Source organism: Acinetobacter sp. TAC-1 (assembly GCF_029025845.1).
In the GTDB taxonomy this organism is placed as follows: domain Bacteria; phylum Pseudomonadota; class Gammaproteobacteria; order Pseudomonadales; family Moraxellaceae; genus Acinetobacter; species Acinetobacter guillouiae.
This window is the reverse complement of sequence record NZ_CP118892.1, coordinates 223,948-249,390: the sequence shown is the minus strand read 5'-3', so window position 1 is coordinate 249,390 and position 25,443 is coordinate 223,948. Positions and strand designations below refer to the sequence as shown.

General features: G+C 40.1%; 27 protein-coding genes. 10 read left to right on the top strand and 17 right to left on the bottom strand.

Annotated features, from left to right (window positions below; genetic code table 11):
- Positions 1–31 precede the first annotated feature (31 nt).
- The 5 genes from PYV58_RS01140 to PYV58_RS01120 all read left to right on the top strand — a co-directional run bounded on the left by PYV58_RS01140 (position 32) and on the right by PYV58_RS01120 (position 3,607).
- Positions 32–652, top strand: coding sequence for an NUDIX domain-containing protein (locus PYV58_RS01140; RefSeq protein ID WP_004816566.1), 621 nt, complete (start codon positions 32–34; stop codon positions 650–652).
- Between the two features lie 9 nt (positions 653–661).
- Complete coding sequence (cpdA, locus tag PYV58_RS01135; RefSeq protein WP_004816563.1) at positions 662–1,471, top strand: 3',5'-cyclic-AMP phosphodiesterase; 810 nt, start codon at positions 662–664, stop codon at positions 1,469–1,471.
- 208 nt (positions 1,472–1,679) lie between these two features.
- The gene (dksA, locus tag PYV58_RS01130) at positions 1,680–2,207 is read left to right on the top strand and encodes an RNA polymerase-binding protein DksA (protein WP_004725300.1); all 528 of its coding nucleotides are present in this window, start codon (positions 1,680–1,682) and stop codon (positions 2,205–2,207) included.
- A 4-nt stretch (positions 2,208–2,211) separates the two neighbouring features.
- Positions 2,212–3,126, top strand: coding sequence for a tRNA glutamyl-Q(34) synthetase GluQRS (gene gluQRS, locus PYV58_RS01125; protein WP_034612640.1), 915 nt, complete (start codon positions 2,212–2,214; stop codon positions 3,124–3,126).
- A gap of 55 nt (positions 3,127–3,181) precedes the next feature.
- Positions 3,182–3,607 carry a hypothetical protein gene (locus tag PYV58_RS01120; RefSeq protein WP_004816560.1) on the top strand — a complete coding sequence of 142 codons (426 nt, stop codon included), beginning with the start codon at positions 3,182–3,184 and terminating at the stop codon, positions 3,605–3,607.
- Positions 3,608–3,668: 61 nt separating this feature from the next.
- On the opposite strand, the gene ftsW is transcribed toward PYV58_RS01120, so the two are convergent.
- The 9 genes from ftsW to glnK form a co-directional block, all read right to left on the bottom strand.
- Positions 3,669–4,865: a putative lipid II flippase FtsW gene (gene ftsW / locus PYV58_RS01115; protein ID WP_004725295.1), complete on the bottom strand. Its 1,197-nt coding sequence runs from the start codon at positions 4,863–4,865 to the stop codon at positions 3,669–3,671.
- A gap of 22 nt (positions 4,866–4,887) precedes the next feature.
- The gene (gene murD / locus PYV58_RS01110; RefSeq protein WP_034612643.1) at positions 4,888–6,234 is read right to left on the bottom strand and encodes a UDP-N-acetylmuramoyl-L-alanine--D-glutamate ligase; all 1,347 of its coding nucleotides are present in this window, start codon (positions 6,232–6,234) and stop codon (positions 4,888–4,890) included.
- 259 nt (positions 6,235–6,493) lie between these two features.
- Entirely contained in the window at positions 6,494–7,039 is a 546-nt protein-coding gene (locus PYV58_RS01105) for a VTT domain-containing protein (RefSeq protein WP_004725292.1), read from the bottom strand.
- 109 nt (positions 7,040–7,148) lie between these two features.
- Entirely contained in the window at positions 7,149–7,808 is a 660-nt protein-coding gene (locus tag PYV58_RS01100) for a riboflavin synthase (RefSeq protein ID WP_034612647.1), read from the bottom strand.
- Between the two features lie 91 nt (positions 7,809–7,899).
- The gene (locus PYV58_RS01095) at positions 7,900–9,204 is read right to left on the bottom strand and encodes a DNA adenine methylase (protein WP_004725289.1); all 1,305 of its coding nucleotides are present in this window, start codon (positions 9,202–9,204) and stop codon (positions 7,900–7,902) included.
- On the bottom strand, positions 9,201–10,313 hold the full coding sequence (gene ribD / locus PYV58_RS01090) for a bifunctional diaminohydroxyphosphoribosylaminopyrimidine deaminase/5-amino-6-(5-phosphoribosylamino)uracil reductase RibD (protein ID WP_004816555.1): 1,113 nt from the start codon (positions 10,311–10,313) through the stop codon (positions 9,201–9,203). Before ribD ends, PYV58_RS01095 begins: the two co-directional genes overlap by 4 nt.
- A 32-nt stretch (positions 10,314–10,345) precedes the next feature.
- On the bottom strand, positions 10,346–10,810 hold the full coding sequence (gene nrdR / locus PYV58_RS01085) for a transcriptional regulator NrdR (RefSeq protein ID WP_004725286.1): 465 nt from the start codon (positions 10,808–10,810) through the stop codon (positions 10,346–10,348).
- A 144-nt stretch (positions 10,811–10,954) separates the two neighbouring features.
- On the bottom strand, positions 10,955–12,361 hold the full coding sequence (locus tag PYV58_RS01080) for an ammonium transporter (protein ID WP_004816553.1): 1,407 nt from the start codon (positions 12,359–12,361) through the stop codon (positions 10,955–10,957).
- 67 nt (positions 12,362–12,428) lie between these two features.
- On the bottom strand, positions 12,429–12,767 hold the full coding sequence (gene glnK, locus PYV58_RS01075; RefSeq protein WP_004725283.1) for a P-II family nitrogen regulator: 339 nt from the start codon (positions 12,765–12,767) through the stop codon (positions 12,429–12,431).
- A 291-nt stretch (positions 12,768–13,058) separates the two neighbouring features.
- Here glnK and PYV58_RS01070 point away from each other — a divergent pair, with 291 nt between their 5' ends.
- The 3 genes from PYV58_RS01070 to PYV58_RS01060 all read left to right on the top strand — a co-directional run bounded on the left by PYV58_RS01070 (position 13,059) and on the right by PYV58_RS01060 (position 15,388).
- Positions 13,059–13,286 carry an accessory factor UbiK family protein gene (locus PYV58_RS01070; RefSeq protein WP_004725282.1) on the top strand — a complete coding sequence of 76 codons (228 nt, stop codon included), beginning with the start codon at positions 13,059–13,061 and terminating at the stop codon, positions 13,284–13,286.
- 71 nt (positions 13,287–13,357) lie between these two features.
- A complete protein-coding gene (locus PYV58_RS01065) occupies positions 13,358–14,845 on the top strand; it encodes a YifB family Mg chelatase-like AAA ATPase (protein ID WP_034612656.1) in 1,488 nt (495 codons plus the stop codon).
- Positions 14,846–14,878: 33 nt separating this feature from the next.
- Positions 14,879–15,388, top strand: a complete 510-nt coding sequence (locus tag PYV58_RS01060; protein ID WP_275059689.1) for an N-acetyltransferase — start codon at positions 14,879–14,881, stop codon at positions 15,386–15,388.
- Positions 15,389–15,452: 64 nt separating this feature from the next.
- On the opposite strand, the gene PYV58_RS01055 is transcribed toward PYV58_RS01060, so the two are convergent.
- The 3 genes from PYV58_RS01055 to PYV58_RS01045 all read right to left on the bottom strand — a co-directional run bounded on the left by PYV58_RS01055 (position 15,453) and on the right by PYV58_RS01045 (position 17,493).
- On the bottom strand, positions 15,453–16,223 hold the full coding sequence (locus PYV58_RS01055) for a TorF family putative porin (RefSeq protein WP_034612664.1): 771 nt from the start codon (positions 16,221–16,223) through the stop codon (positions 15,453–15,455).
- Positions 16,220–16,459: a hypothetical protein gene (locus PYV58_RS01050; protein WP_034612669.1), complete on the bottom strand. Its 240-nt coding sequence runs from the start codon at positions 16,457–16,459 to the stop codon at positions 16,220–16,222. The genes PYV58_RS01055 and PYV58_RS01050 overlap by 4 nt, the downstream gene beginning before the upstream one ends.
- A gap of 263 nt (positions 16,460–16,722) precedes the next feature.
- Positions 16,723–17,493, bottom strand: a complete 771-nt coding sequence (locus PYV58_RS01045; RefSeq protein WP_034612672.1) for a TorF family putative porin — start codon at positions 17,491–17,493, stop codon at positions 16,723–16,725.
- Positions 17,494–17,802: 309 nt separating this feature from the next.
- Between PYV58_RS01045 and PYV58_RS01040 the strand changes: the two genes are divergently transcribed.
- The gene (locus tag PYV58_RS01040) at positions 17,803–19,128 is read left to right on the top strand and encodes an OprD family outer membrane porin (protein WP_034612675.1); all 1,326 of its coding nucleotides are present in this window, start codon (positions 17,803–17,805) and stop codon (positions 19,126–19,128) included.
- Between the two features lie 103 nt (positions 19,129–19,231).
- On the opposite strand, the gene ppa is transcribed toward PYV58_RS01040, so the two are convergent.
- Both ppa and PYV58_RS01030 read right to left on the bottom strand, forming a co-directional pair.
- Entirely contained in the window at positions 19,232–19,756 is a 525-nt protein-coding gene (ppa, locus tag PYV58_RS01035; protein ID WP_004725270.1) for an inorganic diphosphatase, read from the bottom strand.
- Between the two features lie 120 nt (positions 19,757–19,876).
- Positions 19,877–20,275, bottom strand: coding sequence for an MAPEG family protein (locus PYV58_RS01030; RefSeq protein WP_004725268.1), 399 nt, complete (start codon positions 20,273–20,275; stop codon positions 19,877–19,879).
- 106 nt (positions 20,276–20,381) lie between these two features.
- Between PYV58_RS01030 and PYV58_RS01025 the strand changes: the two genes are divergently transcribed.
- Positions 20,382–20,768 (top strand): hypothetical protein, encoded by a 387-nt coding sequence (locus PYV58_RS01025; protein ID WP_004816535.1) that lies wholly within the window; start codon positions 20,382–20,384, stop codon positions 20,766–20,768.
- Between the two features lie 84 nt (positions 20,769–20,852).
- On the opposite strand, the gene PYV58_RS01020 is transcribed toward PYV58_RS01025, so the two are convergent.
- The 3 genes from PYV58_RS01020 to PYV58_RS01010 all read right to left on the bottom strand — a co-directional run bounded on the left by PYV58_RS01020 (position 20,853) and on the right by PYV58_RS01010 (position 25,441).
- The gene (locus tag PYV58_RS01020) at positions 20,853–22,526 is read right to left on the bottom strand and encodes a long-chain-fatty-acid--CoA ligase (protein ID WP_004816532.1); all 1,674 of its coding nucleotides are present in this window, start codon (positions 22,524–22,526) and stop codon (positions 20,853–20,855) included.
- A 149-nt stretch (positions 22,527–22,675) separates the two neighbouring features.
- Entirely contained in the window at positions 22,676–24,895 is a 2,220-nt protein-coding gene (gene parC / locus PYV58_RS01015; protein ID WP_034612682.1) for a DNA topoisomerase IV subunit A, read from the bottom strand.
- Between the two features lie 243 nt (positions 24,896–25,138).
- A complete protein-coding gene (locus tag PYV58_RS01010; RefSeq protein ID WP_034612685.1) occupies positions 25,139–25,441 on the bottom strand; it encodes a hypothetical protein in 303 nt (100 codons plus the stop codon).
- Positions 25,442–25,443 lie beyond the last annotated feature (2 nt).

Sequence of the window (25,443 nt, the reverse complement as noted above, 5' to 3'; positions counted from 1 at the left end):
GAAGTGAATATGTTTCATCCTAACTGTGCACATGAACATCATTCAGCAAGCAACCTACACCCATAATGATGTAGAAATACAATCTCGTGAATATGCCTTTAAAGGTTTTGTTCAAGTCGAAAAAGTGAGCTTGCGACACCGATTATTTAATCAAACTGAATATACCTCAGCCATTCAACGTGAATTAATTCGCCGTAAAGAAGCTGCTGGTGTACTGATTTATAATGATCAACAACAAAAATTTGCATTGATTGAACAGTTTCGTGTAGGGGCAATTGATGATGAAATTTCACCTTGGCAACTCGAAATCATTGCAGGCGTACTTGATGGAGATGAATCTCCAGAAAGTTGCATTCGACGGGAAAGCATCGAAGAATCTGGATGTGAATTAAACCAAATCAAACACCTGTTTAGCTTCTATCCATCTGCTGGCGCATGTGATGAAATCTTTCATCTCTATGTAGCACAAGCCGCATTACCTGCTGAAGGTGGTGTGTTTGGTATGCCAGATGAAGGTGAAAATATCCAACTTCATATCATTGATTATTCAGATTTGAGTCTATTATTAAAAAGTAATCGTTTAAAAAATGCACCTGTGATTATGGCTTTGCAATGGCTACAACAGCACTTGCATGCATTTGAAGATGTCTAGGGGAAAGGCATGCAATCAGAGATATTGCCGCAAACAGATAAAGATAGAGTGATTATCCAAATCACAGATACACACCTGATGGATAAACCTGATGCAGAGTTTGTCGGGATTAATCCTGAAGAAAGCTTTCATGCCGTCATGGATGATATTCAGCAACGTTATAAAAATATCGATCTGATTTTACATACTGGTGATTTGGCTCAAGCTGCATTTCCAGAAACTTATGCGCGCTATTTAGAATATATGCAGCGTTTTGGTGTCGATTTTTACCAAATTCCGGGAAATCACGACAATATAAACTTGTTCCCGTTCCATTCGCCAGAACCTATTCCAGCAGTGATTGAGTTAGATCAATGGCGTATCATTTTGTTGAATAGTGCTGTGGGTGGACGTACCGATGGAAACATTCAAACAGAACAATTGGTCCATCTAAAACGGCTATTGGAACAATTGCGTGACAAGTTTATCCTTATCGCCTGTCATCACAATCCTTTTGATATGCATTCCAAATGGCTCGATCAACATAAGCTCAAAAATGCCGATGAATTAAAGGCCGTACTCGAACCCTTTGATAATATCAAAGCTGTGTTACATGGTCATGTCCATCAAGAATCCTATAACTTGTGGAATGGAATACAGTTTATTTCTACTCCTGCAACGTGTGTACAATTTAAACCCCTCAGCCAAGAGTTTTCATTTGATCCGATTGCACCTGGTTACCGTTGCTTACATTTAAAAGCCAATGGTGAATTTGAGACCTCTGTACACCGCTTGGATCACTTCAAAGTTACAATTAATGAAGAAATTTCAGGTTACTAGCTTTTCATTTTGGTTTTTTTCTATTAAGTTATTCGTCCAACGAGATATGCAGAAAGTCGAATTCAGGGTTAGGTGACTTTCATCTTGGTAAAAAAATCTATATGATGACGCCCCCGATAGATTCATTCTGTTGGTAGTGATAAAAATACTTGCATATCACCATATTTTTTGCGTATAGATAATACGTATATGATGAGGAATGCCCTTTATGGCGAATGACAACCAAAATCAAGTCTTGGAAGAACAAACAGCAATTGCAGATGATAAGTCTGTAAAGCGAGTGCGTAAAACCAAGCCGAAGACCAATGAAAACGGTACTACAGCAAGTCTATTCGGTATCGAGCCTTATCAGCCAAAGAAAAATGAAGAATACATGTCTGAGGGGCAACTCGAACATTTTCGTAAAATTTTGCTGGCATGGAAAGCAGAATTGATGTCGGAAGTGGATCGCACCCTAAATACAATGCAAGATGAATCTTCTTCTTTACCTGATGTAAATGACCGTGCGACGCAAGAAGAAGAGTTTGCCATCGAATTACGTACCCGTGACCGTGAACGTAAACTTATTCGTAAAATAGAGCAATCTATTGAAGCGATTAAAAATGATGACTATGGTTTCTGTGAAACTTGCGGTATCGAAATTGGTTTACGCCGTTTAGAAGCACGACCAACTGCAACTTTATGTATCGACTGTAAAACCCTTGCAGAGATCAAAGAGAAGCAAAATAACGGTTAATACTGTGTCAAATTCCTCCCCAACCCTCTCTTTTCCAAAGGGAGGGAGGAAGAGTACCGTATACAAAGGTCGGTTTGCACCCTCACCCACAGGGCCGTTACATTTTGGTTCCTTAGTGACCGCTGTCGCGAGCTATTGCGACGCTAAAGCGCATCATGGGCAATGGATCGTCCGTATCGAAGACACGGATATCCCACGTATTTACCCAGATAGTGAACAGCATATTTTAAAATGCCTAGATGCTTTTGGCTTCCAATCCGATGCTGAAATCATTTATCAACGACATCGCTTAGACATTTATCAATCTGTAATCGAACAACTCAAACAAAAACATTGTGTTTATGCCTGTGAATGTACCCGCAAAATATTAGGCTCAAATCATATCTATGCTGGCACCTGCCGAGACAAACAGCTCGACTTTCAAGACCAAGCCATTCGTGTAAAAGTTTCTGATCAAAACATTTGTTTCAATGACCGCTTACAAGGACAACATTGCGCGAACTTACAACACGATTTGGGTGACTTTGTACTTAAACGTCGTGATGGCATTATCAATTACCAACTGGCAGTCGTTGTCGATGATTATTTACAAGAAATCAGCCATGTCGTGCGTGGTGCGGATTTATTGGATAATACTGAACGTCAAATTTGGCTAGGACAGCTTTTGGGTTATCCCGTTCTTGAATATATGCACTTACCCCTCGCCATGAATCATTTGGGGCAGAAACTCTCTAAACAAAACCTAGCGCAAGCGCTTGATCTCAAACATGCACCTGAATTGCTGTTACAAGCGATTATAGCACTTGGACAAGCTCCAGTAGACCTAGATCAGCCAGATCTCATGTTGGCTCAAGCTGTCGCTCAATGGGATATCTCTCGCATTCCTCAAGGGACAACGCTACAATCCATTTATCAGTAATCCCTGATTAAGCAACAATACCAACATAAGAATACCAACATCATTCAGGATTGAGATGAACCTTTTAAAAAAACTAATAACGCTGAGTTTTCTCATGCTCATGGGCCTTACACAGGTCTATGCACAAATGGCAATTTTATGTATTTCCCCGATTTCTAAAACTGCTGTTGTTGATGAAATGAGTGGCGCGCCACGTGAACAATGGGGTAAACCATTACCAACTTATTCAGTTCAAGTTGATCACTCTGCAATCATCAAGGTCGATCACAAAACCCCAATCAAACTTAAACTTGCAAATACCTCTGGAAAACATCAGATCAAGATTTATGCCAATGGTGTATTGGAAACTTCGTTTTATTATTCCCCAACAGCGATAGATGTATTACGACTGAGTGAGTCCGGTTATCAAACTTGGGATTGGGTAAAATTTAAGACCACCCGATCAGCATTAAAATATTGCAATACGCAAAATCCAAAATAAATTACCCATAAAAAAAGCCATTTGTGATCAAATGGCTTGTCTATTTAAGTTCAATAAAAAATTAAAAACTAGACTCTTCTCGCGCTGGATTGGCATCCTTGGTGGTTGCATCAATTTTGAGAATTAAACTGATCATCACCGCACACATAATTAAAGATGAACCACCATAACTAATAAATGGAAGCGTTAGCCCCTTGGTCGGTAACATGCCCATATTCATACCCGCATTCACCAAGATCTGTAATAAGAAAATAATACTGATCCCGTAAGCCAAGTAACCTGCGCGCAAATATTGATGATTGAGCGCACGCTGACCGATACGAATACAGCAAATCAACATCACAAACGAGAGCAGCAAAACGGTCGAAATACCAAAGAAACCGAATTCTTCACCTAAAATTGCCAACATAAAGTCAGTATGTGCTTCAGGCAAATAAGACATTTTTTGAATACTATGTCCTAAGCCCACCCCAAACCATTCACCACGACCAAAGGCCATCAAGGCATTTGACAATTGATAACCAGAGCCCAACGGATCAGCCCAAGGGTTTGAGAATGACATTAAGCGTTCATAACGATATGGTTCAAACACGATTAAGGATACAAATGCCACCAAAATCGCGCCGAATGCAAAGCCGAACTGAATCATGGGTGCGCCAGCCAAGAAGAACACACCCAGCATCGAAACAGCAATCACCACCGTTGCCCCTAAGTCAGGCTCTGCAATAATCAGTCCGACCGTCAGCAACATCACCACACCTAGACGTACCAAGCCCTTAATATTATTACGGACTTCTTCAGCACGACGAACCACATAGTCTGCGGTAAATATGGCCATCATCACCTTGGCGACTTCGGTTGCCTGCAAGGTAAATCCACCTACACGAATCCAACGTGTTGAACCATTGACCTCTGTACCCACCACCAAGACGGCGAGTAATAAAGCAATGGTGATCAACCACAATGGAAATGTATTTTTAAACCAAAGGTTGAGTGAAACTCGATAGGTAATTGCCGCCGCAACAAAAGCCACCACGATCGAAATTGCATGACGAATCACATAGTGAAATTCGTTTTCATGCATCCGTTCGGCATAAGGCATTGAAGCCGAAGCCACCATCACCGTACCAATACACAACAATGAAATGACGCAAAATATCAGTACATTACGCGGTGTAATCTCTGCCGGCAATTTTGGCATCCAGCGATCATACACTTGGTGAATCTTACTTATAGTCGTCTGAGCTAACCCAGCCATACTTATTTCCTTATGATTCTTTTTAGTTTAAAGCATTTACATATTCAACAAAGCGATGACCACGCTCAGGATAGCCTGTAAACATATCAAAGCTTGCACATGCAGGTGATAATAGCACTACATCTTGCGCATGCGTATGTTGTTGACAAAGTTCTACAGCTTGTTGCAAAGATGCTGCATGTAGCAGCGTTGTTGTCCCTGCAATGGCATTTTCAATGATTGAGCGATCTTCACCCATCAGTACCGCAACTTTGGCATATTTTTGCAGAGACTCACGTAGTGCAGTAAAGTCCTGCCCTTTGCCCTGACCACCCAAAATAATTGCAACCTGACCACCTTGAGCTTCAATTGCAGCACCTAAGCCGTCCAATGCTGCTAAAGTTGCACCGATATTGGTGCCTTTAGAATCATTATAATAACGAACGCCATTCACTTCTTTAACGAATTCGCAACGGTGCTCTAAACCTTTAAAGGTTTTTAAGGTTTCAAGCATTTTGTCCATTGGTAAACCAATCGCTTCACCCAAAGCTAAACATGCCAAAGCATTGGCAACATTATGCGTTCCTTGGATATACATCTCTGAACTTTTAAGTAAACGCTCACGACCTCGCGCTAACCAAATCGTACCGTTATCTTCTCTTAGAATACCGTATTGTTTTAAATCAGGTGCATTGAGCCCAAAGCTTTGCATTGGTGTGACATCTGGCACCAATGGACGCGTCAATGAATCGTCACGGTTATATACGACTTTTTTCACACCTTGGAAAATACGATGTTTTGCCGCATGGTAACCTGCCATATCCCCATGACGGTCCAAGTGATCTTCACTCATGTTCAAGACCACAGCCACTTCTGCATTTAAACTTGAGGTTGCTTCCAATTGAAAGCTGGAAAGTTCAAGGATATAAACATCTGGATCATCATGGGTTAAATCCAAAGCTGGACGCCCCAAGTTACCCCCTACCGCAACCTTAACCCCTGCGTCTTGTGCCATTAAACCAATTAAAGTGGTCACGGTACTTTTTGCATTTGAACCAGTAATCGCCACAATCGGTTTATCTGTAGCACGGCGGAGAATTTGAATTTCACTGATGACGGGAATACCTTTTGCAATCGCAGCTTGAATTGCTGGCAACTGAGGATCTAACCCCGGGCTAATGACAATTTCTTCAGCTTGTAAAAGTAAATCTTGATCGAGTTGACCAAAGCTGGTTTGAACTGCTGCTGGAATTTGCTCATGTCCTGGTGGAACTTCACGAGAATCTGTGACTGCAACACGGTAGCCATTTTCATGAAGAAAATTTACGGCTGAAACGCCTGAAATTCCAAGCCCAGCCACAACTTTTAACCCACCACGTTGTATTAACATTTTTGCTCACCAGCATTAAGATTTTAAAACTTGCAAAATGTTAGCACTTTGGCGATTTGAAAGCTTTTTCTGTTTGCACTTTCTGGCTATTTTTTTGTGTCAGTGCGTAAAAATAGCAGCAGATTATTCTAATAAATACAGCTGATTTCTTAAATAAAACCACGAGTGGTTTTATTCTATTCTCAATATAAATAAGCCGAATGTTGAGGATCAGCATTCGGCTTATTCATCGGGGCAGTTTACGACGGTTTGAATCTGATTAAAATGAATCGAGCAGCAAAGATAATAAATTGCCCGCGCCATAACCAGCACCAAGCAACAGCGCAATCCAAATCCATCCGCCTAAAATGTTATACAACATGAATACTGGCATTTTCATATGCCCTGCACCCGCTGCAAAAGGAGCAAAAGAACGAACAAAAGGCACAAAACGGGCAACCAGAATGGTTTTCCCACCATGCTTTTCAAAATAATGGTTGGTCTTTTTAATATATTCAGGCTTAAACCAACGTGAATGCGCGTGGAAAAACTTAAAACCCAGCGCACGTCCCGTATAATAGTTCACCATATACCCCAAAATTGAAGCAATAATCAGCAACACACCCATATAGTGCAAATGCACAGATTCAGCGGTAGAACATAAAGCACCAACAGCGATCAATAGACTATCGCCTGGGAGAAAAAACATAAAGACTGAGCCAGTTTCTGCAAAAATGATTAGAAACAAAATGGCATAAATCCACAGCCCGTAATTTTCTAAAAAAGTGGGCAATAATTGTTCTAAATGCAATAAAAATTCAAGCAATACTCAACTCTCTTACAGAAGAATTCACGATATATTAGCCTAATTTAATCATGTATATATTAAAAGGCCTAAATAAATTAGGCTTTTTTTAATCGGGTTTGGTTTTTATTTACTTTAAAAAACCATTAGCTGCCAGAAATTCCATACTGAGTTTAGACTCTGCTTTTGGCTCAGCAGCTTTATCACCAAGCAACAACCTTTCTATATAACGTGCCAATACATCGACTTCTAAATTGACTTGAGAGCCCACTTTCCACGTTGCAATATTGGTCCGTTCAGCAGTATGTGGAATTAAATTTAAACTTAAGATATTTCCACGTAAATGATTGATGGTGAGGCTAATTCCATCTACAGTCACAGACCCTTTTTCAGCCAAATATTTAGCAATTTCAACAGGTACAGTGACTTCGAAATACAGTGAGCGAGCATCTGAACGCACTACGGTGATTTCACCCACAGCATCGACATGTCCACTGACGATATGTCCACCGAAGCGTGTTGTCGGCAACATTGCTTTTTCCACATTGACCGCTTGCCCCGCTTTCCAACTTGCTAAAGTCGAACGATTTAAGCTTTCACGGGATACATCAGCTGCGTACCAATTTTCACCCCAGTCGATCACAGTTAAACAGATGCCATTGGTTGCAATAGAGTCGCCCAAATGTACATCAGACATATCCAAGTCTGTCTGAATGCGTAAGCGCACATCACCGCCTACATTTTGTAAACTCTCGACTTTACCCAAACTTTCAATGATACCTGTGAACATAATTCTACCTACTGCTGCAGTGAGAGGAACTGATGAAGTTCAATCGTGTTTATTTGCACTCGCCCCATATTTTAATGGTAAAGGCGAGTTGTTACCATAAGGCCAGTTGTGTACTTACACCCGAAGTATCCACACCACCCAATTCCGCAAAATGATAAAGTTGTCCCAACAGCTGACGCAATGGTGGTCCAGACTTGGCATGGGTATCAGTGATCACAATAAACTCAAGCACACGTGCACGTTCAGACTGACGCTGTTTACTGACACGATAACGAGGCACATCCTGAGTCAATAAGGTGACTTTGCCACGTTTCAGATTGGCCGCCAATAAGTCTTTGGCCTCAATATTTCCATCGGTTGAGTAACTGGTGAGAATATAGCGCGCATTAATGGTTTCCAACAAATTCTCATAAGCTTCTTGTGCATGCTTAGAAGAATTATAAGGACTAGGACGTTCTTTACGCCATGCACGGTCAATCCCGCTTTTAAAACCTTTGGTATCCGGTGTCGGTAAATCAACTTGATCCCACAATGTTAGCGAGTTGAGTACATGATAATTACTACTATAGGCATGTTGGTTATACGGTGGATCTAGATAAGCCACATCGACTTCAAAACCACTCATTTGATTTGCCAAGTGTTGTGCATCGACACACCACACTTCTGCCATTGGGGTTTTCTGTTTATTCTGCCCAACTTCACTAAAGCGGCTGGGGGTAAGCCACAATAACGACTCAATCCGCTCCAGCGCAGTTTGAGTCTTACCACCCCAACCATGATGGAAGCTTTTAAATACACCACTGGTATTACTGACAAAACTTGCTGAATAGAGCAAAGGTGCCAATAAGGCACTCATTTCTACATCGTCAATTGCACCCTGTGCTTGCCAAGTGGCAATTTGCTGGCGAATTGCATCTATACGCATCCCATTACGGCGTTTAAAAAACAAACGGTCTCGTGCGGGGTCATAAATTTCATCATTCCGCGGACAAAGGTTATGCGTAACCCATCCTTTCACTTCAGGCAAGCGGTTTAAATAATCGATGGCTTTTTGATACCCACCCAATTCTTTAAATGCAGGTGCATCTGTACATGCCAAAATAGCATGATTTAATGCATGACTATACGGTTCCCAGTCATTGGCAATCACCCGATAGCCATTTTGACGTGCTAAACGTGAAACCACCCCACTGCCTGCAAAAAAATCGGCAAAAATCGGGGCACGTTTACCCTTAGGATTCAAAGTACCTGTGATTTCAAGCGCTTCAAGAATCAGATGCAACAAACGACGTTTGTTTCCCAAATAGGGAACCAACTGATGAAAAAGATATTCATCTGTTGTACGCGCAGCATGACGACGTTTATGGTAAACCGATGATGTTGACTCTGGATTCATACTGACTCTTGTGAAGGGATAAGTCTTAAGCGAATGTCATCACCAAACTGATGAACATCTTGTAACTTAAAACGTAATTGTTGTGCCATCGTTTCAAATTCGGCATTGAACATGGCACGTGCTGATTGTCCTAAAAAGGTTGGCGCAACATAACTGATTAATTCATCCACCAGTTTTTCCTGCAAAAATGCAGTGGATAATGTCGCACCTGCTTCAACCAACACATCGTAAATTTGGAAATCTTTTAAAGTCGTAAGCAAATCTTTTAAAGATTGAACTTCTAATTGTACCACGCCCAGCTTGGCAAGTTCTTGACGAAATGGTCCCATAACCATCACTGTTTCAGGTGCGCTAAGAATTTGAGCATTGAGCGGCAAACGCCCTTGTCGGTCTAAAATCACCCGCTTAGGCTGGACAATCGTTGCAATATCAATATCGCCCAATGAACGCACATTTAATTGAGGGTCATCTGCCAAAATGGTATCGATCCCGGTAATTACTGCACCTGAAATGGCCCGCCAATGCTGAACATCTTGACGTGATTCAGCCCCAGTGATCCATTTAGACTCACCAGACGCCATTGCCGTACGGCCATCTAAACTTGACGCCACCTTTAACCGTACATAAGGCACACCCGTTGCCATTGCTTTTAAAAAGCCTTGATTGAGTTGTGCCGCTTGTTGCTCACAAACCCCAGTTTCAACCTCAATCCCTGCCTGACGTAAAATATCCACGCCTTTTCCCGCCACCAAAGGATTTGGATCAGCGCATGCAACGACAACTTTGCTGACACCTGCTTCAACCAAGCCTTTGGCACAAGGTGGTGTACGACCATAATGCGCACAAGGTTCCAAAGTGACATAAGCGGTTGCACCTTTCGCAGACTCGCCTGCTTGACGCATGGCAAAAACTTCGGCGTGAGGTTGACCAGCTCTAGGATGAAAACCCTCTCCCACCCATTGCCCATCTTTTACAATGACACAACCGACGTTCGGGTTTGGTCGTGTGGAATATTGTCCAAGCTTCGCGAGCTCAATTGCTTTCTGCATCCAAACCTGATCTATGTTGACATAATCTTCGGGTTTAGAATTTGAATCAAACTCAGACATAAAATTCCTAATCAATAACGTTCAAAAATAAATTAGTGGTCTTGCCCACGATCTTGCATTTGTTCAATTTGATGACGAAACGCATCAATATCTTGGAAATCCTGATACACCGATGCAAAACGCACATAAGCCACATGATCCAATGCAAACAAAGATTTCATGACAATTTCACCAATGGTGCGTGAACGTACATCACGTTCACCGAGGCGGCGAATTTGCAATTGAATATCACTAATGACGGTTTCAATCTGTTCTTGAGTCACGGGTCTTTTTTGTAAGGCGTGCATTAAAGAGCGTCGTAATTTTGCTTCGTCAAACGGTTCATTTTTACCATCTGACTTGGTCACGCGTGGCATGACCACTTCATAACTCTCAAATGTCGTAAAACGTTCGCCACAACTGATACATTCACGACGTCGACGAATCTGGCTACCTTCAGCGGCCAAACGAGAGTCGATTACTTTACTATCTGCAGCGTTGCAAAATGGACAATGCATAGTGGTTTTATTGAACAAAATTCATGATTTCAGCTAGTGTAGCAAAAAAACCAGATTTTGTTGAGCCTTTCGCAAGATATGGAAAAAAAACAGCCCTTACGGACTGTTTTATACTATATATAGTTATTATTCTAATTAGATTGCTTATTCGATACGTTCGCCATGTTGGCTTAAATCAAGACCCATACGTTCATCATCAGATTCAACACGGATCCCAATCACCACATCGATAATTTTAAGTAGGATAAAGGTCACAACTGCTGAGTATGCGATTGTTGCTAACACACCTTCAACTTGTACCCATAATTGATGCATGACATCTGTCGGTGCTTTGTCGCCCATAATGAATGAGCTGGCAAATACTGCTGTTAAAATCGCACCAACAATACCACCTACACCATGTAAACCAAATGCATCCAATGAGTCATCTGCTTTAAGGATACGTTTAAGACCTGAGATCCCCCAGAAGCACACCACACCACCGATTAAGCCCATGATCAACGCACCACTTACTGTCACAAAACCTGCCGCTGGCGTAATCACAACCAGACCAGCAACTGCACCCGATGCTGCACCCAATACTGAACCTTTACCACGAACAATTTTTTCAACCACTAACCAAGCAATTGCTGCCGCTGCGGCCGCGATTTGAGTTGTGACCAAAGCATACGCTGCTGAACCATTGGCACCTAAAGCAGAACCACCATTGAAACCAAACCAACCGACCCATACCAAGCTTGCACCCAATACAGTTAAAGTTAAGTTATGTGGTGCCATAGATTCTTTGCCTAAGCCCATACGTTTACCCAGTAAATACGCAGCAACTAGACCGGCAACACCCGAGTTAATATGAACAACAGTACCACCAGCAAAATCAAGCGCGCCATCATTCATTAACCAGCCACCACCCCACACCCAGTGTGCAATCGGTGCATAAACAATAATGACCCAAATCGTAATGAATGTGATCCAAGCACTAAATTTCATACGATCAGCCACAGAACCACTGATGATGGCAACGGTAATGATCGCAAAAGTCATTTGGAAAATAACGAAAAGAATTTCTGGAATTGTGCCACTCAGCGCATCTGTTGTAATTCCAGATAACATGATTTTATCGAAACCACCAATAAAAGCATTACCAGAACCAAATGCAAGTGAATAACCAATGACCACCCATACGATGCTGACCACTGCTGCGGCAGTAAAGCTTTGCGCCATGGTGGCAAGCACATTTTTCTTACGAACCATACCGCCGTAGAACAATGCTAAACCGGGAATTGTCATTAGCAATACAAGTGCTGTAGATACAAGAATCCACGCTGTATCACCTGTATTTAAAGTTGGTTTTTCTGCTTCTGCTGCTGGCGCAGCTGTGGCAGTCACCGTTTCAGGCGCAACGGTTGCCGATGTATCGGCGACTGTTGCAGTCACATCACTTGCCGTTGCAACAGCTGTAGATGCAGGCTCAGCTACGTTTTCTTCTGCCCACGCAACTGATCCGCCAAGAAGTGCGCCAGACAGGCTGAGCGCTAATAGCATTTTTTTCATTCGTATCCCCCAACCTAATTTTGTGAGTTATGTATTGATATACATAACCAGCAATCTTCGTGCCAAATTAAACAGCGTCTGGACCTGTTTCACCTGTACGAATACGAATTACTTGCTCTAAATTAGTCACGAAAATTTTTCCATCACCAATTTTGCCAGTGCTAGCAACGCGTGTAATAGATTCAATCACTGAATCTACCATATCATCACTGATTGCGATTTCGATTTTCACTTTAGGCAGAAAATCAACAACATACTCAGCGCCACGATAAAGTTCAGTATGCCCCTTTTGACGACCAAAACCTTTAACTTCAGTTACGGTAATCCCTTGAACGCCTATATCAGACAGTGCTTCACGCACGTCATCTAATTTAAACGGTTTTACAATTGCAGTTACGAGCTTCATATTGTTTTCCTTCGGCTTATTTCACCAGTAAGGTTTTATGTTCAATTTTCATGCCAATCTTATTAATGGTTGGGGTGATTAATTCAATCAACATGCATTGCCTTTATAACCTATTGTATATACTTAGGTGAAGTTGCAACTTTAAAAAACACATAATATTGCGTGTTTTTTTAGATTTCATTGCTAAATTATAGGAGACATCATGCTTTACGCATCGGATAAAAAATTACTTAAATAAAATCAATACGCGATGTTACACTAGGCAAAGAACATTACTCATTTGGATTCCTCATGATTGAAACATTATTACAAGCAATTTTGGAACAGGTTGATCAGCCTAAAAAAGATATAGAACATAATTTACGTGCCTTGCTGAATGAAGCCATTTCTAAAATGGATATCGTTTCAAAAGACGAAATTGAACGTCAAAAAACTGCACTAAATAATGCCAATTTACGCTTGACCGATTTACAAGAACAGGTCAAAGCACTTGAGGTGTTGATTCAGGATAAAAAATAAACTAAATTTGCACATTATTGGTGCAAAAAATATAATAATGATTAAAAATAAAGCAAAAGTGGAAAACAACAATGTCTTTAGCCAAAATTTATACCCGAGGTTTGCTCGGGCTGCATGCACCTTTAATTGAAGTTGAGGTCCATGTTAGTGCAGGGCTGCCTTCTTTAACAATTGTTGGCTTAGCTGAAGCAGCAGTTCGTGAAAGTAAGGATCGTGTTCGATCTGCCATTATTAATAGTGGTTATCAATTCCCTACCAAGCGCTTAACCATCAATCTCGCACCTGCGGATCTTCCTAAAGATGGCTCTCGTTTAGATCTGCCCATTGCACTCGGTATCTTGATTGCCACAGGGCAACTTCCTGAAAATGTCACAGATCATTTTGAGTTTATTGGTGAATTAGCGTTGGATGGACACTTAAGACCAATTACAGGGACCTTAACCATTGCAATGGCATGTCAAATGGCCAAGCATCAATTGATGTTGCCGCAGGAAAATGCTGCTGAAGCAGCGCAATTGCCTGAGTTTCAGGTATTTGCTGCACAGCACCTAAAACAAGTCTGTGAGCATTTCTTAAATTTACAAAAAATTGATGCAACCGCTCGGCAAAAAATACCGCAAGACAATACCTACAAATTTGATTTGGCAGATGTCAAAGGGCAATTACGCCCACGACGCGCTTTAGAAATTTCAGCAGCAGGTGGACATTCGCTTTTATTTAAAGGCCCACCGGGTACAGGTAAAACCCTGTTAGCGTCACGCTTACCGAGTATTTTGCCAGCCTTAAATCCACAAGAAAATCTTGAAGTTGCCAGTATTTATTCAATTGCCAAGACCAAACACCATTTTGGACAGCGCCCATTTCGTGCCCCGCACCATACCGCGTCTGCAATCGCTCTTGTCGGTGGCGGTTCAAATCCCAAACCCGGAGAAATTACGCTGGCGCACTTAGGGGTGCTATTTTTAGACGAGCTGCCTGAGTTTGACAAAAAAGTGCTCGAAGTTTTAAGGCAACCGCTTGAATCTAAAGAAATCGTTATCTCTAGAGCATCACGCCAAATTACATTTCCCGCCAACTTTCAATTGATTGCAGCAATGAACCCCTGCCCTTGTGGTTATGCATTTAATCAAGACAGTCGCTGCCAATGTTCGGCTGAAGCAATTAAGCGCTATCAAAATCGAATTTCAGGTCCATTATTGGATCGCATTGATTTACATATCGATGTGCCACCATTAAAAGCCCAAGAATTACAGAATCAAACGCCTGTCGAAGATTCAGCAACAGTACGGGAACGGGTGATTGATGCGTGCGATTTTCAAATTCAAAGACAAGGCTATTTAAATCACAACTTATCGCCAAAAGACTTAGAAAAATATGTGATTTTAGATGAAACATCCAAGCAGATGCTGGAAATGGCACAACAACGTTTGAATTTATCTGCGCGGGCATATCATCGTATTTTACGTGTTTCAAGGACCATTGCAGATTTGGCTCAAAGTGAGCAAATCCAAAGTACCCATTTAACCGAAGCCTTGTCATATCGGGGAACTCAATCTTAGAATCCAAACTATGACGTATAGAAGATAAATGACATGCTAAATCTAACCCTACGCAACGAACATGCAGACGACATTGAAAATATTTTCAATGTCACTCAACTGGCTTTTCTAAATGCAGCGCATACTGACCATACAGAACACTTGATCGTCAATGCACTCAGAGAGGCAAATCAATTAACCATTTCAGTTGTTGCTGAATTGGATCAACAGATTATTGGGCATGTGGCAATTTCACCTGTGGAGATTTCTTCTGGCGCACAACATTGGTATGGTTTAGGTCCAATTTCAGTTGCACCAGAACACCAACACCAAGGTGTGGGTAAGGCGTTAATACAACAGTCCTTACAGCAACTAAAACAACTTGGCGCTGCTGGGTGTGTGGTCCTTGGCGATCCTACCTATTATTCCAAATTTGGCTTTCAACCACATGACAGTTTGATCCTTGAAGGTGTCCCTGCTGAATATTTTCAAGTCCTTAGCTTTGACCAAAGCATTCCACAAGGAACGGTAAAATATCATCCAGCATTTGAAGTGAAAGCCTAATTTATTTCAAAATCGCAAAAAATAAAGGTGACTCAAGGTCACCTTTATAGATTTTAATTTGCGCTTAGAACGCTTTAGTTAAAGTAAACACCGCACCTGTTTCAACACCACGTTTCCCAGAATTAGTGAATCCATCAGTATCAATATTGGTTCCGACTGCTGCAAGTTCCGCTGTTACTCCTGGAATAGATTTAACTGCATAGTTCACCCCAACTTTCCAGTCGACATAATTGTCTTTACCATCAGGTAATGCTTTTTTATCCATTGTGGTATAGCCCACATTGGCAAGCCCACCAAACCCTGTATCACCAAATGGCGCTGAATAACCAACGTTAAAATTCCAACTGTTTCCACCAACTGCTGCCCAGTCATTGGTATAGTTCACATTGGTCAATAAACTACTGCCTTTAACCAATACATCGGCAAATATTAATTTTGCATAAAACTCAGTCCAGTTAAAATCACTTGTTGCACTTGGATAATTATATTCAACAACACCAACATCCAAAGTCGGTTTAAAGGTTGGAGATAATGCCAATGCTGTTGTATAACCAATAGATGGATCTAATTCTAAATGTGGATCTGCCTCACCAAAATTTACATTTGAACCCCAAAGAGCCGCATATAAACCTGAACTATGCGACAAGGTAAAACCCGCTTGTACTGCTGGGTCACTTAATGTTTGAGTCATACCGCGGAAACGATAGTCACTCGTTACGGCAGCACTACCTGAAAAGCTTAAACCTAATTTTGACAGTGCGTTGTCTTCCGCCATTGCCATTGTTGCTGTAGACGATAGAACTGCCAATGTTAGTGCTTTAGTTGAGAATTTCATCTTAAGTGCTCCCCCATCATACGATGTTTATTTGTTATGCTAAAATTTGATGAACTCCCTAAGCAATTAGCAATTGCCATGCCAAGATGAAACTCAAGCTGTTTATAAAATTCAGAAATACGCAGTAATCTATTGATTATCAATATTTTAAAATTAAAATATTGTGGATAATTTTTTTTATTCTTCAATTGTTGAACACATGCTATTTCAAGCATCACTTGATGGAACTGATTCATACCGACCTACTTTAAACATGGTTTTAATGCAAAGTAGTATGAAAAATCTAAGCGTAAATTTTCTATAATGTGCTTTATTGTTATCATAAAAAGCGTATAAATATTGCTTTAGGCTTTTTATATAGGATGATTTTAGGGGTGGATATTGTTTTTGCTCAGAAAAAGCACACAGTTTAAAAAATGCCTAAAAAAAGTGCATGCCCAATGTTCAGTCATACACTTAAATAAAATGAGTCAGGCTGAATGACTCACGCATATTCATGTTAAAAACTATAAGCTAAACCAAAGACCAGATTGTCCTTATACGCTTCACCTAAACGATCTTTACCGCCAATCACATAGTCTAATGAAGCAGCAACACCTGTATTGGCAATGGCTTTACTGACTCCCAAGCGTATTTCGCTCAATGCAAAATTCTGTTCGGTTTGCACAATACTGTCATCATGATGACTGTTATATAGAGATGCACCAATAGAAGTGTTAAAAATAAAATCTTGAACCAACGCATGACGATACGCAATGCTGAGATAAACATCACCAGCATTGGCAGAAGATGCATCAGCTAACATCACTGAAGCACCCGCAGTTAGATTCTTATAACTTAGCTCAGCAGATAAATCGGTATAGGTGGTTTTACGATGATCAGCTTGATCGGCATAAACAGTACCGCCTTTATGATAAACATATGCAGTGGTTTTTAAGTTATAGCTCCAATTTTGCGCAATTTCCTGAGCATAAGCTAAATAAAAATTATTTTCAAAACCATGATTTTGCGTATCATCTGCGGGGTTATAGCTCAGTGTAGAACCCCAATACCCCACTGTGATGCCACTTTTATGTGCATAACTTAAACCGCCTTGTGCAGCAATATCATCATTTTCAACTCCACCTCGATAGATATACTTGGATACCAGTCCCACATTTCCAGAGATCGTGCCATTTTTAACCAAGACATTTGATTCGTCAGCAAATGTAGGGCACGACGCGATACATATAGGCATTGCCCATAACAGTTTAGAAATAAGTGAGTTCATGATGGCAAACAGGTGGGCGTATAAATAAAGGCGAATTTTACTGTGTTTTTAAATTTTTGGTAAAAAACATGGAGATAAATTCAGCATATTTTCTAATTTATTTTACATTTCACATAAAATCATCATTTTAATAAATCTTTAGAACTTTTTCTCATAAGTAAAGAAATTAATATTGCGTAAAAGATTACAGAAATGTAATATTTTTGATCAAAAGAGATTCCCTTTTTATAGATTAAATATACAATTCATCCACAATCTGTTCTGAATTCAATCAGTCAGTGCAATCTATTCTCGTTCACGAGGCAATTCATGTTGAATGCTCCAAAACTTACTTTAGCTGTATTAATTAACGCGGTTCTAATATCCCCTACATTTGCTAGCGAACAAAGTGAAGCAAAAGGGTTCGTTGAAGATGCCAAAGGTTCTGTATTGTTTCGTACAGGTTATATTCTTCGCGATAAAAAACATGGTATTGATGATCAAAGCTCATTTGCACAAACGGCAATTTTTGATTTAGATTCAGGCTTCACTCCAGGTATCGTCGGTTTTGGTGTTGGTGCAGTTGGTGATTTTTCTTTTAAAATCGGTCCAAATACCCATGCTGGCAACAATATGATTGCACTTAAAAATAATGGTGCAAGAGATGCAAATGGTCGAGTTGATCCTTATGATCAATGGACGCGTGGTGGTGCAAACGTAAAAGCTCGTTTCTCAAATACGACTGTACGTTATGGTACGCAAGTTTTAGATTTACCTGTACTGGCAAGTAATACAACACGTCTTGTTCCTGAATATTTTACAGGTACGTTATTAACCAGCCATGAAATTAAAAATTTAGAACTTGTTGCGGGTAAATTCACTAAAGACCAAATGTCTGATCAGATCAGTACTGATGGTAATAAATTAGATGATGCGATTGTTTGGGGTGCTAAATACAAATTTGATGACCAGCTTAGCGCGTCTTATTATGGTTTAGATTCTAAAAATGCGTTAGAACGTCATTATATCAATGCAAATTATAAATACCCATTGGCAAATCAAAGTTCTTTAACTTTCGATTTCAGTGGTTATCACACCAAGTTTGATAAAAATGCCAATACCTATTCTGCAACTGGTCCTGTCGATGTGGATTATGCAAGCACAGGTAAAGCAGGCGTAGAAAAAACCAATAATATCTGGGCATTGTCTTCTACTTATAATCAAGGTCCGCACACTGTGATGTTGGCTTACCAACAAAATACGGGTGATGTGGGTTATGACTATGGTCAAAATGCTGACGGTTTCCAAAGTATTTATTTACCAAACTCTTATATGTCTGATTTTATTGGTAACCATGAAAAATCAGCACAAGTTCAATATAACCTAGACTTTAGCAATTATGGTGTTGCTGGCTTAAATTGGACCACAGCATTTGTTTATGGTTGGGATATTAAAGTCCGCAATGTAACTGATGATGCACAAGAACGTGAATTCTTTAATCAGGTGAAATACACCATGCAAAGCGGTTTTGCAAAAGATGCGAGCTTACGTCTACGTCACTCTTACTACCGTGCAAGTGAAGCGTATAATCCTGTCTATATTGGTGATACCAATGAATGGCGTATTTTCTTAGATATTCCTGTGAAATTTTTCTAATTTAGAATAAGTCTACAGAAACAAAAAAACCTGCATTGAATGATGCAGGTTTTTTTTATGGGTTTGAACATTCTTTAATCTTCAAACCACGTTTAAATCAGGCTTATTTTGCAGCTTCGATTGCTTTTAAGACTTCAGCTTTGGCAACTTCTGAACTTTCCCAACCTGTCAATTTAACCCATTTACCAGGTTCTAAATCTTTGTAATGTGCAAAGAAATGTTCAATTTGATTCAATAATAAAGCAGGAAGATCTGAATATTCTTTCACATCTTTATAAAGCGGAGTCAATTTGTCATGTGGAACTGCGATCAGTTTCGCATCGATACCACCATCATCTTCCATGTTTAATTTACCAACAGGACGACAACGAATCACTGAACCATGTACCAATGGGTGTGGAGTTACAACCAATACGTCTAATGGGTCACCATCTTCAGACAATGTATTTGGTACATAACCATAGTTCGCTGGGTAGAACATTGCTGTACCCATGAAACGATCTACAAATAAAGCATCTGAATCTTTATCTACTTCATATTTAATCGGTGCAGCATTTGCTGGGATTTCGATAATTACGTAGATGTCATTTGGTGCATCTTTACCAGCAGGAATATTGCTATAGCTCATAGGATACTCTTTCAAGTGAGGTCTTATTTAAAATCTTGTCGATTATAACGCTAAATTGCGCAAACAGATGCGGATTATACATTTTGCATCATCAAAATGAATGAATTTCATCAAAACTGTTTAGACGATGCGAATAACCAATAACAATAAAATAATTGGGCAAGCTAAGGACAAAGCCCAAATAATGGTACGTAGCGCTGAAATATTGGCTAGATAGCAAATCCCATAAATAATGCGTAACACGATATAGGCGATCCCTAACATCATAATCAGATGTTGTGATACCACCATATACTCTGCCATTAAAATCGCAGCAATAAATAAAGGTAAGCTCTCAAAACTATTCTGTTGTACTGCATTGGCACGTGCCGCCAAGCCTGTGGTTTTGGCTAAAAATTCACGTGGATTCTGATTATCAGCAGCTTTAAAACCACCAGACGCTTTCGCAATAATGGTAAAAACATAAGGAAGTAAACAGGCAATTAGAATTAAATATATGATGCCATCTATCCCAGACATGATTTTTTCTCATGAAGTGTTAATGCGAGTTATCATAGCATGGCATGAACAGAATATTTTTTGTTAAATGCAGAGTTTTGCAAAATTGTGTAGTGAGGACAATAACGTGCAACCAGATCAAAATGAATTGTTTGAGGTTTTAGAAAAGCAGCGCCATCAACAAGCGGAGATTGATCGTATTCTTAAAATTGTATTGCCAATTTTGGCTTTTCTCTTGTGCGTGATTTGTGCAAATTACAATTGGCAATCCACATTGGGGACGCTTATTGTTTTGGTGGTGGCCTTTTTTGCGGTCGGCATAAAGCGTATGAATCTATACTTTTGGTTAGCCATTATTGTCGTATACTGTTTAATCGATATTTATTTTAGCTATGGCAGTATTCATCCTTCTGCACTGGGTCGTCAAATGGGCACCATGCTAACCTTTACAGCAATTGTTGGCTTAAGCCGCCCCTATATTGACGGTTGGTATATTCGTTCGCATAAAAAATAAAATCACCATATAAAGCGATCGATTGTTTTACCTCAAGCATAAAAAAGCGCCCTTGTTGGCGCTTTTTTATCTTTAACTTTTCAATTATTTACGTAAATCTTTACGTAGGATTTTACCTACATTTGATTTTGGTAAATCATCCATAAATTCAACATAACGCGGACGTTTATAACCAGTTAAGTTTTCTTTTGCATATTCAAGAACTTCTTCAGTGGTTAAAGACGGATCTTTTTTCACTACAAATAGTTTTGGCACTTCACCCGATTTTTCATCAGGTACACCAATTGCAGCCACTTCAAGCACTTTTGGATGTTGCGCAATCACTTCTTCAATTTCAGAAGGATAGACGTTAAAGCCTGATACTAAAATCATGTCTTTCTTACGATCGACAATTTTGAAATAACCGCGGGTATCCATGATCCCAATATCACCAGTACGGAAATAACCGTCAGCTGTCATGACTTTTGCAGTTTCATCTGGGCGATTCCAATAGCCTTTCATCACTTGAGGACCACGAATCGAGATTTCACCCTGCTCACCTTGTGATAAATGATTGCCATCATCATCTAAGATCGCAACATCAGTCAGTGGTAAAGGAATACCAATTGTACCGCTAAACTCAGTCGTTGCAGGCGGGTTTGCAGTTGCAACTGGAGACGTTTCAGATAAACCATAACCTTCAATAATGATGGTTCCAGTAACTTTTTTCCATTCTTCAGCGGTTGACGGCAACACGGCCATACCACCACCCATCGCCATTTTTAACTTACTGAAGTCGAGCTGTCTAAATTCTTCATTATGTACCAACGCATTGAACAAAGTATTTACCGCAGGGAAGAAACCCGGTTGGTATTTACGTAATTCTTTAATCACCGCAGGTAAATCACGTGGATTTGGAATCAGAATATTTGCCTGACCTTTATACATACCATACATCGCACACACCATGAATGCGAAGATGTGATAAAGCGGTAAAGCACAGAAGATACGATCATCTTTCGCGCCATCACCTTGACCAAATTTACTTTGGAAAATGCCATCACATTGCAGCAAGTTTGCTACTAAGTTACGGTGCGTCAGTTCCGCCCCTTTGGAAACACCCGTAGTACCGCCTGTGTACTGAAGTACAGCAGTATCACTGAGGGTCATGGTTGGACGTTTATAATTGCTTGGGCTTACTTTTGCCAATGCTGCATTAAACTTAATATGTCCTGGAATATTCCAATCTGGAATTTGTTTACGCACTTTACGTAGAACAAAATTCACCAAAGTCCCTTTTAAAGTACCCAACATATCGCCAACGGATGCAACAACAACATGTTTTACAGGTGTTTTGCCAATAATCGCTTGATAAACAGTCGCAAAGTTTTCAACAATGACCAAAGCTTCAGCGCCTGAGTCATTAAGTTGGTGTTCTAATTCACGTGCTGTATAAAGTGGATTCACATTCACAAGTACCAAACCTGCACGGAATACACCTAAAGCAACAACGGGATACTGAAGGACGTTAGGCATCATCACTGCGACACGTGAACCTTTTGCCAAACCTAAACTTTGCAAATAAGTCGCAAATTTACGGCTTGCCAATTCAAGGTCACTGAATGACATCACTTTATCCATGAAGATAAAGGCATCACGTGAACCAAATTTTTGGAAATTACGCTCAAAAATATCAATAAGAGAGCTATTTTCCTGTGGCAATTCTACTGTTTCTGGAATTCCAGTTTTTTGATATTCAGCGAACCAAACTTTTTCCATAATGCCATAATCTCCAATCAGTAATCCTTAGTTTTAAACTGTTTTTCTCAATATTGAACATAATTTTTTGGCTTCTTTGTGCTCAATATTGCATCCATTTTCACGAACACTTTGCATATATAACGTATTTCAATCCAAGGATGCTAGTTTTATCTTTGAATCAACAGTTTATTTGCTTTTTGATATCCGCGCGGTAACAACTGACCTTTTGATGCGCGTTTACCGATATATTTCTGTAAATCTTCCCCTTTTAATTTTAATTGTTGCTGCCCTGCAAGCACTTGTATTACTTCATCTAAATTCAAAGTTAACATAAACTGAACAGACTCATTAGTTTCAAGTTGTATCAACTTATTTCCTTTACCTTTATTCAGCGTTGGCAACTCAGATAATTCAATTAAAAGTAGGCGTCCTGCTGAGCTGAGTATAGCCAAATGAGTATGATTTTCAACGACTTCAATTGGCATTGCTGTCGCATTTTCAGCAACTGTCAGGAATGTTTTACCCGCTTTGGCATTGGTATCCAATTGTTTAGCTTGCGATTTAAAGCCATAACCTTTTGAACTTACAGCAACTATTTCTTTTTCTTCATCTTCAATCAGGACTTGCATAAAGCCCACACCATTGGCTGGAGAAAGTTTTGAACTCAACGGTTCTCCTAAACCACGCGCCGATGGCAAACTATTGATGGCCAAAGCATAACTTCGTCCAGTTTCATCTAAAATATATACTTTCTGATTGGACTTGCCTTGTGCTGAACTCAAGTACTGATCACCAGCACGGAAATTTAATTTTTCAACATCAATATCATGACCTTTGGCTGCACGAACCCAGCCCGCTTCAGAAAGGATCACTGTTACCGCTTCAGCTGGCATTAAATCTTGTTCGCTAATGGCTTGTGATTCTTCACGTTGCACAATCGGTGAACGACGATCATCACCAAACTTCTTCGCATCATCTTTAAGTTCTTCGATAATTAAAGATTTTAATGACTCTGGATTTGCAAGTTGTTCACGAATTACCGCTGCTCTGGCCTCAAGTTCTTCTTGCTCACGGCGCATTTCCATTTCTTCAAGTTTTGCCAAATGGCGTAACTTAAGCTCTAAAATTGCTTCTGCCTGAACTTCATCAATATTGAAACGCATCATCAATACGGGTTTAGGTTGATCTTCTTCGCGAATAATTTTGATCACTTCATCAATGTTCAAATACGCAATGATCAAACCACCAAGAATATGTAGGCGCTTTTCAATTTTATTCAAATGATATTGCAGACGACGTGTGACAGTACTCTTACGAATTTCAATCCATTCTAATAAAATGCGACGGATTGATTTAACTTGTGGACGACCATCAGCACCGATCATGTTCATATTGACACGATAGCTCGACTCTAAATCGGTTGTCGCAAACAAATGACTCATGACTGCATCGGCATCGATACGGTTTGAACGTAATACAATCACCAACCGTGTTGGGTTTTTATGGTCTGATTCATCACGTAAGTCACTGACCAATGGCAGTTTTTTGGCTTGCATTTGATCTGCAATTTGCGTGATGACTTTTGAGCCAGAAACTTGATATGGCAGCTCAGTGATGATAATTTCATTTTTTTCAATGGTATATACGGCACGGGTACGATAGCTACCACGTCCAGTCATTTGAATTTTTAATAATTCATCACGTGGTGTAATAATTTCTGCTTTGGTCGGTAAGTCAGGTGCAGGAATATATTCTGCAATTTTTTCATCTGTTAAGTTTGGATTACGGATTAAAGCAATCGTACCTTTAACCACTTCACGTAAATTGTGTGGCGGAATATCCGTTGCCATTCCCACTGCAATACCAGTGGTACCATTGAGTAAAATATTTGGTACACGCGCTGGTAAATTGACAGGCTCTTTCATTGAACCATCAAAGTTATCTTGCCAATCACAGGTTCCTTGCCCTAATTCAGAAAGCAACAAATCACTATAAGGTGAGAGTTTGGCTTCGGTATAACGCATGGCTGCGAATGATTTAGGATCATCAGGCGAACCCCAGTTCCCTTGCCCTTCAATAAATGGGTAACGGTAACTAAATGGCTGCGCCATCAACACCATGGCCTCATAACAGGCTGAGTCACCATGCGGATGGTATTTACCCAATACATCACCGACTGTACGCGCAGACTTTTTCGGCTTACCGCTTGGTTTTAATCCCAATTCGCTCATCGCATAAACGATACGGCGTTGTACAGGTTTTAAACCATCACTGATGTGTGGCAATGCACGATCCATAATCACGTACATGGCATAGTTGAGGTAAGCTTGTTCAGTAAATTCTGCTACGGAACGATTTTCTGTCGCATGATGCGCAAGGCTTGTCATAACAACCTTTTATCCTAAATAAGTGCGTTCTAAATAAATGTTTTGTATCTACGTTCTTATGCTAAGTCGCAGGGTCTGACTACACAAGTGCAAGTGTACCCTACAACGACAAATTGCGTCTTTAGATCTTTCTAATGACGTAAAATTATCCATTTTTTAAGAAATGAGCAACTTTTATTTAAACTGCTATTTTTAAATTGGGGTATGCGCTTTATTTCAAATGAAATTTATAAATGCTGAAACTTATTGAAGTGGTCCATTTCGCGTTTTTATAGAATGAATGCTCGAACTCAACAACCACCCGATCCCATATAGAAACAGTAAAGTAACAGGAACCACAAAACTGTACGCTTGCGTCCAAGACAGCCGATCGAATAAAGGGCCTAAGCCAATTGCATTAAATGCCGAGACTTGAAAACCTATCGGTAATTGTAAGAAAACAAAGTTTCCTTTGTTATCCGTCATTGGATCTAACGCGATATAAAGACAAAATGCGGTAAGCAAAAGATAAACAATACAAAAGCTTAATCCTATTTTACTTTTCATTA

What these genes read in the sequence shown, in the direction of transcription:
- PYV58_RS01140 (WP_004816566.1), top strand. Translation starts at nt 32, where the DNA reads ATGAACATCATTCAGCAAGCAACCTACACCCATAATGATGTAGAAATA.
- cpdA (WP_004816563.1), top strand. Translation starts at nt 662, where the DNA reads ATGCAATCAGAGATATTGCCGCAAACAGATAAAGATAGAGTGATTATC.
- dksA (WP_004725300.1), top strand. Translation starts at nt 1,680, where the DNA reads ATGGCGAATGACAACCAAAATCAAGTCTTGGAAGAACAAACAGCAATT.
- PYV58_RS01120 (WP_004816560.1), top strand. Translation starts at nt 3,182, where the DNA reads ATGAACCTTTTAAAAAAACTAATAACGCTGAGTTTTCTCATGCTCATG.
- ftsW (WP_004725295.1), bottom strand. Translation starts at nt 4,865, where the DNA reads ATGGCTGGGTTAGCTCAGACGACTATAAGTAAGATTCACCAAGTGTAT.
- murD (WP_034612643.1), bottom strand. Translation starts at nt 6,234, where the DNA reads ATGTTAATACAACGTGGTGGGTTAAAAGTTGTGGCTGGGCTTGGAATT.
- PYV58_RS01100 (WP_034612647.1), bottom strand. Translation starts at nt 7,808, where the DNA reads ATGTTCACAGGTATCATTGAAAGTTTGGGTAAAGTCGAGAGTTTACAA.
- PYV58_RS01095 (WP_004725289.1), bottom strand. Translation starts at nt 9,204, where the DNA reads ATGAATCCAGAGTCAACATCATCGGTTTACCATAAACGTCGTCATGCT.
- ribD (WP_004816555.1), bottom strand. Translation starts at nt 10,313, where the DNA reads ATGTCTGAGTTTGATTCAAATTCTAAACCCGAAGATTATGTCAACATA.
- nrdR (WP_004725286.1), bottom strand. Translation starts at nt 10,810, where the DNA reads ATGCATTGTCCATTTTGCAACGCTGCAGATAGTAAAGTAATCGACTCT.
- PYV58_RS01080 (WP_004816553.1), bottom strand. Translation starts at nt 12,361, where the DNA reads ATGAAAAAAATGCTATTAGCGCTCAGCCTGTCTGGCGCACTTCTTGGC.
- glnK (WP_004725283.1), bottom strand. Translation starts at nt 12,767, where the DNA reads ATGAAGCTCGTAACTGCAATTGTAAAACCGTTTAAATTAGATGACGTG.
- PYV58_RS01070 (WP_004725282.1), top strand. Translation starts at nt 13,059, where the DNA reads ATGATTGAAACATTATTACAAGCAATTTTGGAACAGGTTGATCAGCCT.
- PYV58_RS01065 (WP_034612656.1), top strand. Translation starts at nt 13,358, where the DNA reads ATGTCTTTAGCCAAAATTTATACCCGAGGTTTGCTCGGGCTGCATGCA.
- PYV58_RS01060 (WP_275059689.1), top strand. Translation starts at nt 14,879, where the DNA reads ATGCTAAATCTAACCCTACGCAACGAACATGCAGACGACATTGAAAAT.
- PYV58_RS01055 (WP_034612664.1), bottom strand. Translation starts at nt 16,223, where the DNA reads ATGAAATTCTCAACTAAAGCACTAACATTGGCAGTTCTATCGTCTACA.
- PYV58_RS01050 (WP_034612669.1), bottom strand. Translation starts at nt 16,459, where the DNA reads ATGAATCAGTTCCATCAAGTGATGCTTGAAATAGCATGTGTTCAACAA.
- PYV58_RS01045 (WP_034612672.1), bottom strand. Translation starts at nt 17,493, where the DNA reads ATGAACTCACTTATTTCTAAACTGTTATGGGCAATGCCTATATGTATC.
- PYV58_RS01040 (WP_034612675.1), top strand. Translation starts at nt 17,803, where the DNA reads ATGTTGAATGCTCCAAAACTTACTTTAGCTGTATTAATTAACGCGGTT.
- ppa (WP_004725270.1), bottom strand. Translation starts at nt 19,756, where the DNA reads ATGAGCTATAGCAATATTCCTGCTGGTAAAGATGCACCAAATGACATC.
- PYV58_RS01030 (WP_004725268.1), bottom strand. Translation starts at nt 20,275, where the DNA reads ATGTCTGGGATAGATGGCATCATATATTTAATTCTAATTGCCTGTTTA.
- PYV58_RS01020 (WP_004816532.1), bottom strand. Translation starts at nt 22,526, where the DNA reads ATGGAAAAAGTTTGGTTCGCTGAATATCAAAAAACTGGAATTCCAGAA.
- parC (WP_034612682.1), bottom strand. Translation starts at nt 24,895, where the DNA reads ATGACAAGCCTTGCGCATCATGCGACAGAAAATCGTTCCGTAGCAGAA.
- PYV58_RS01010 (WP_034612685.1), bottom strand. Translation starts at nt 25,441, where the DNA reads ATGAAAAGTAAAATAGGATTAAGCTTTTGTATTGTTTATCTTTTGCTT.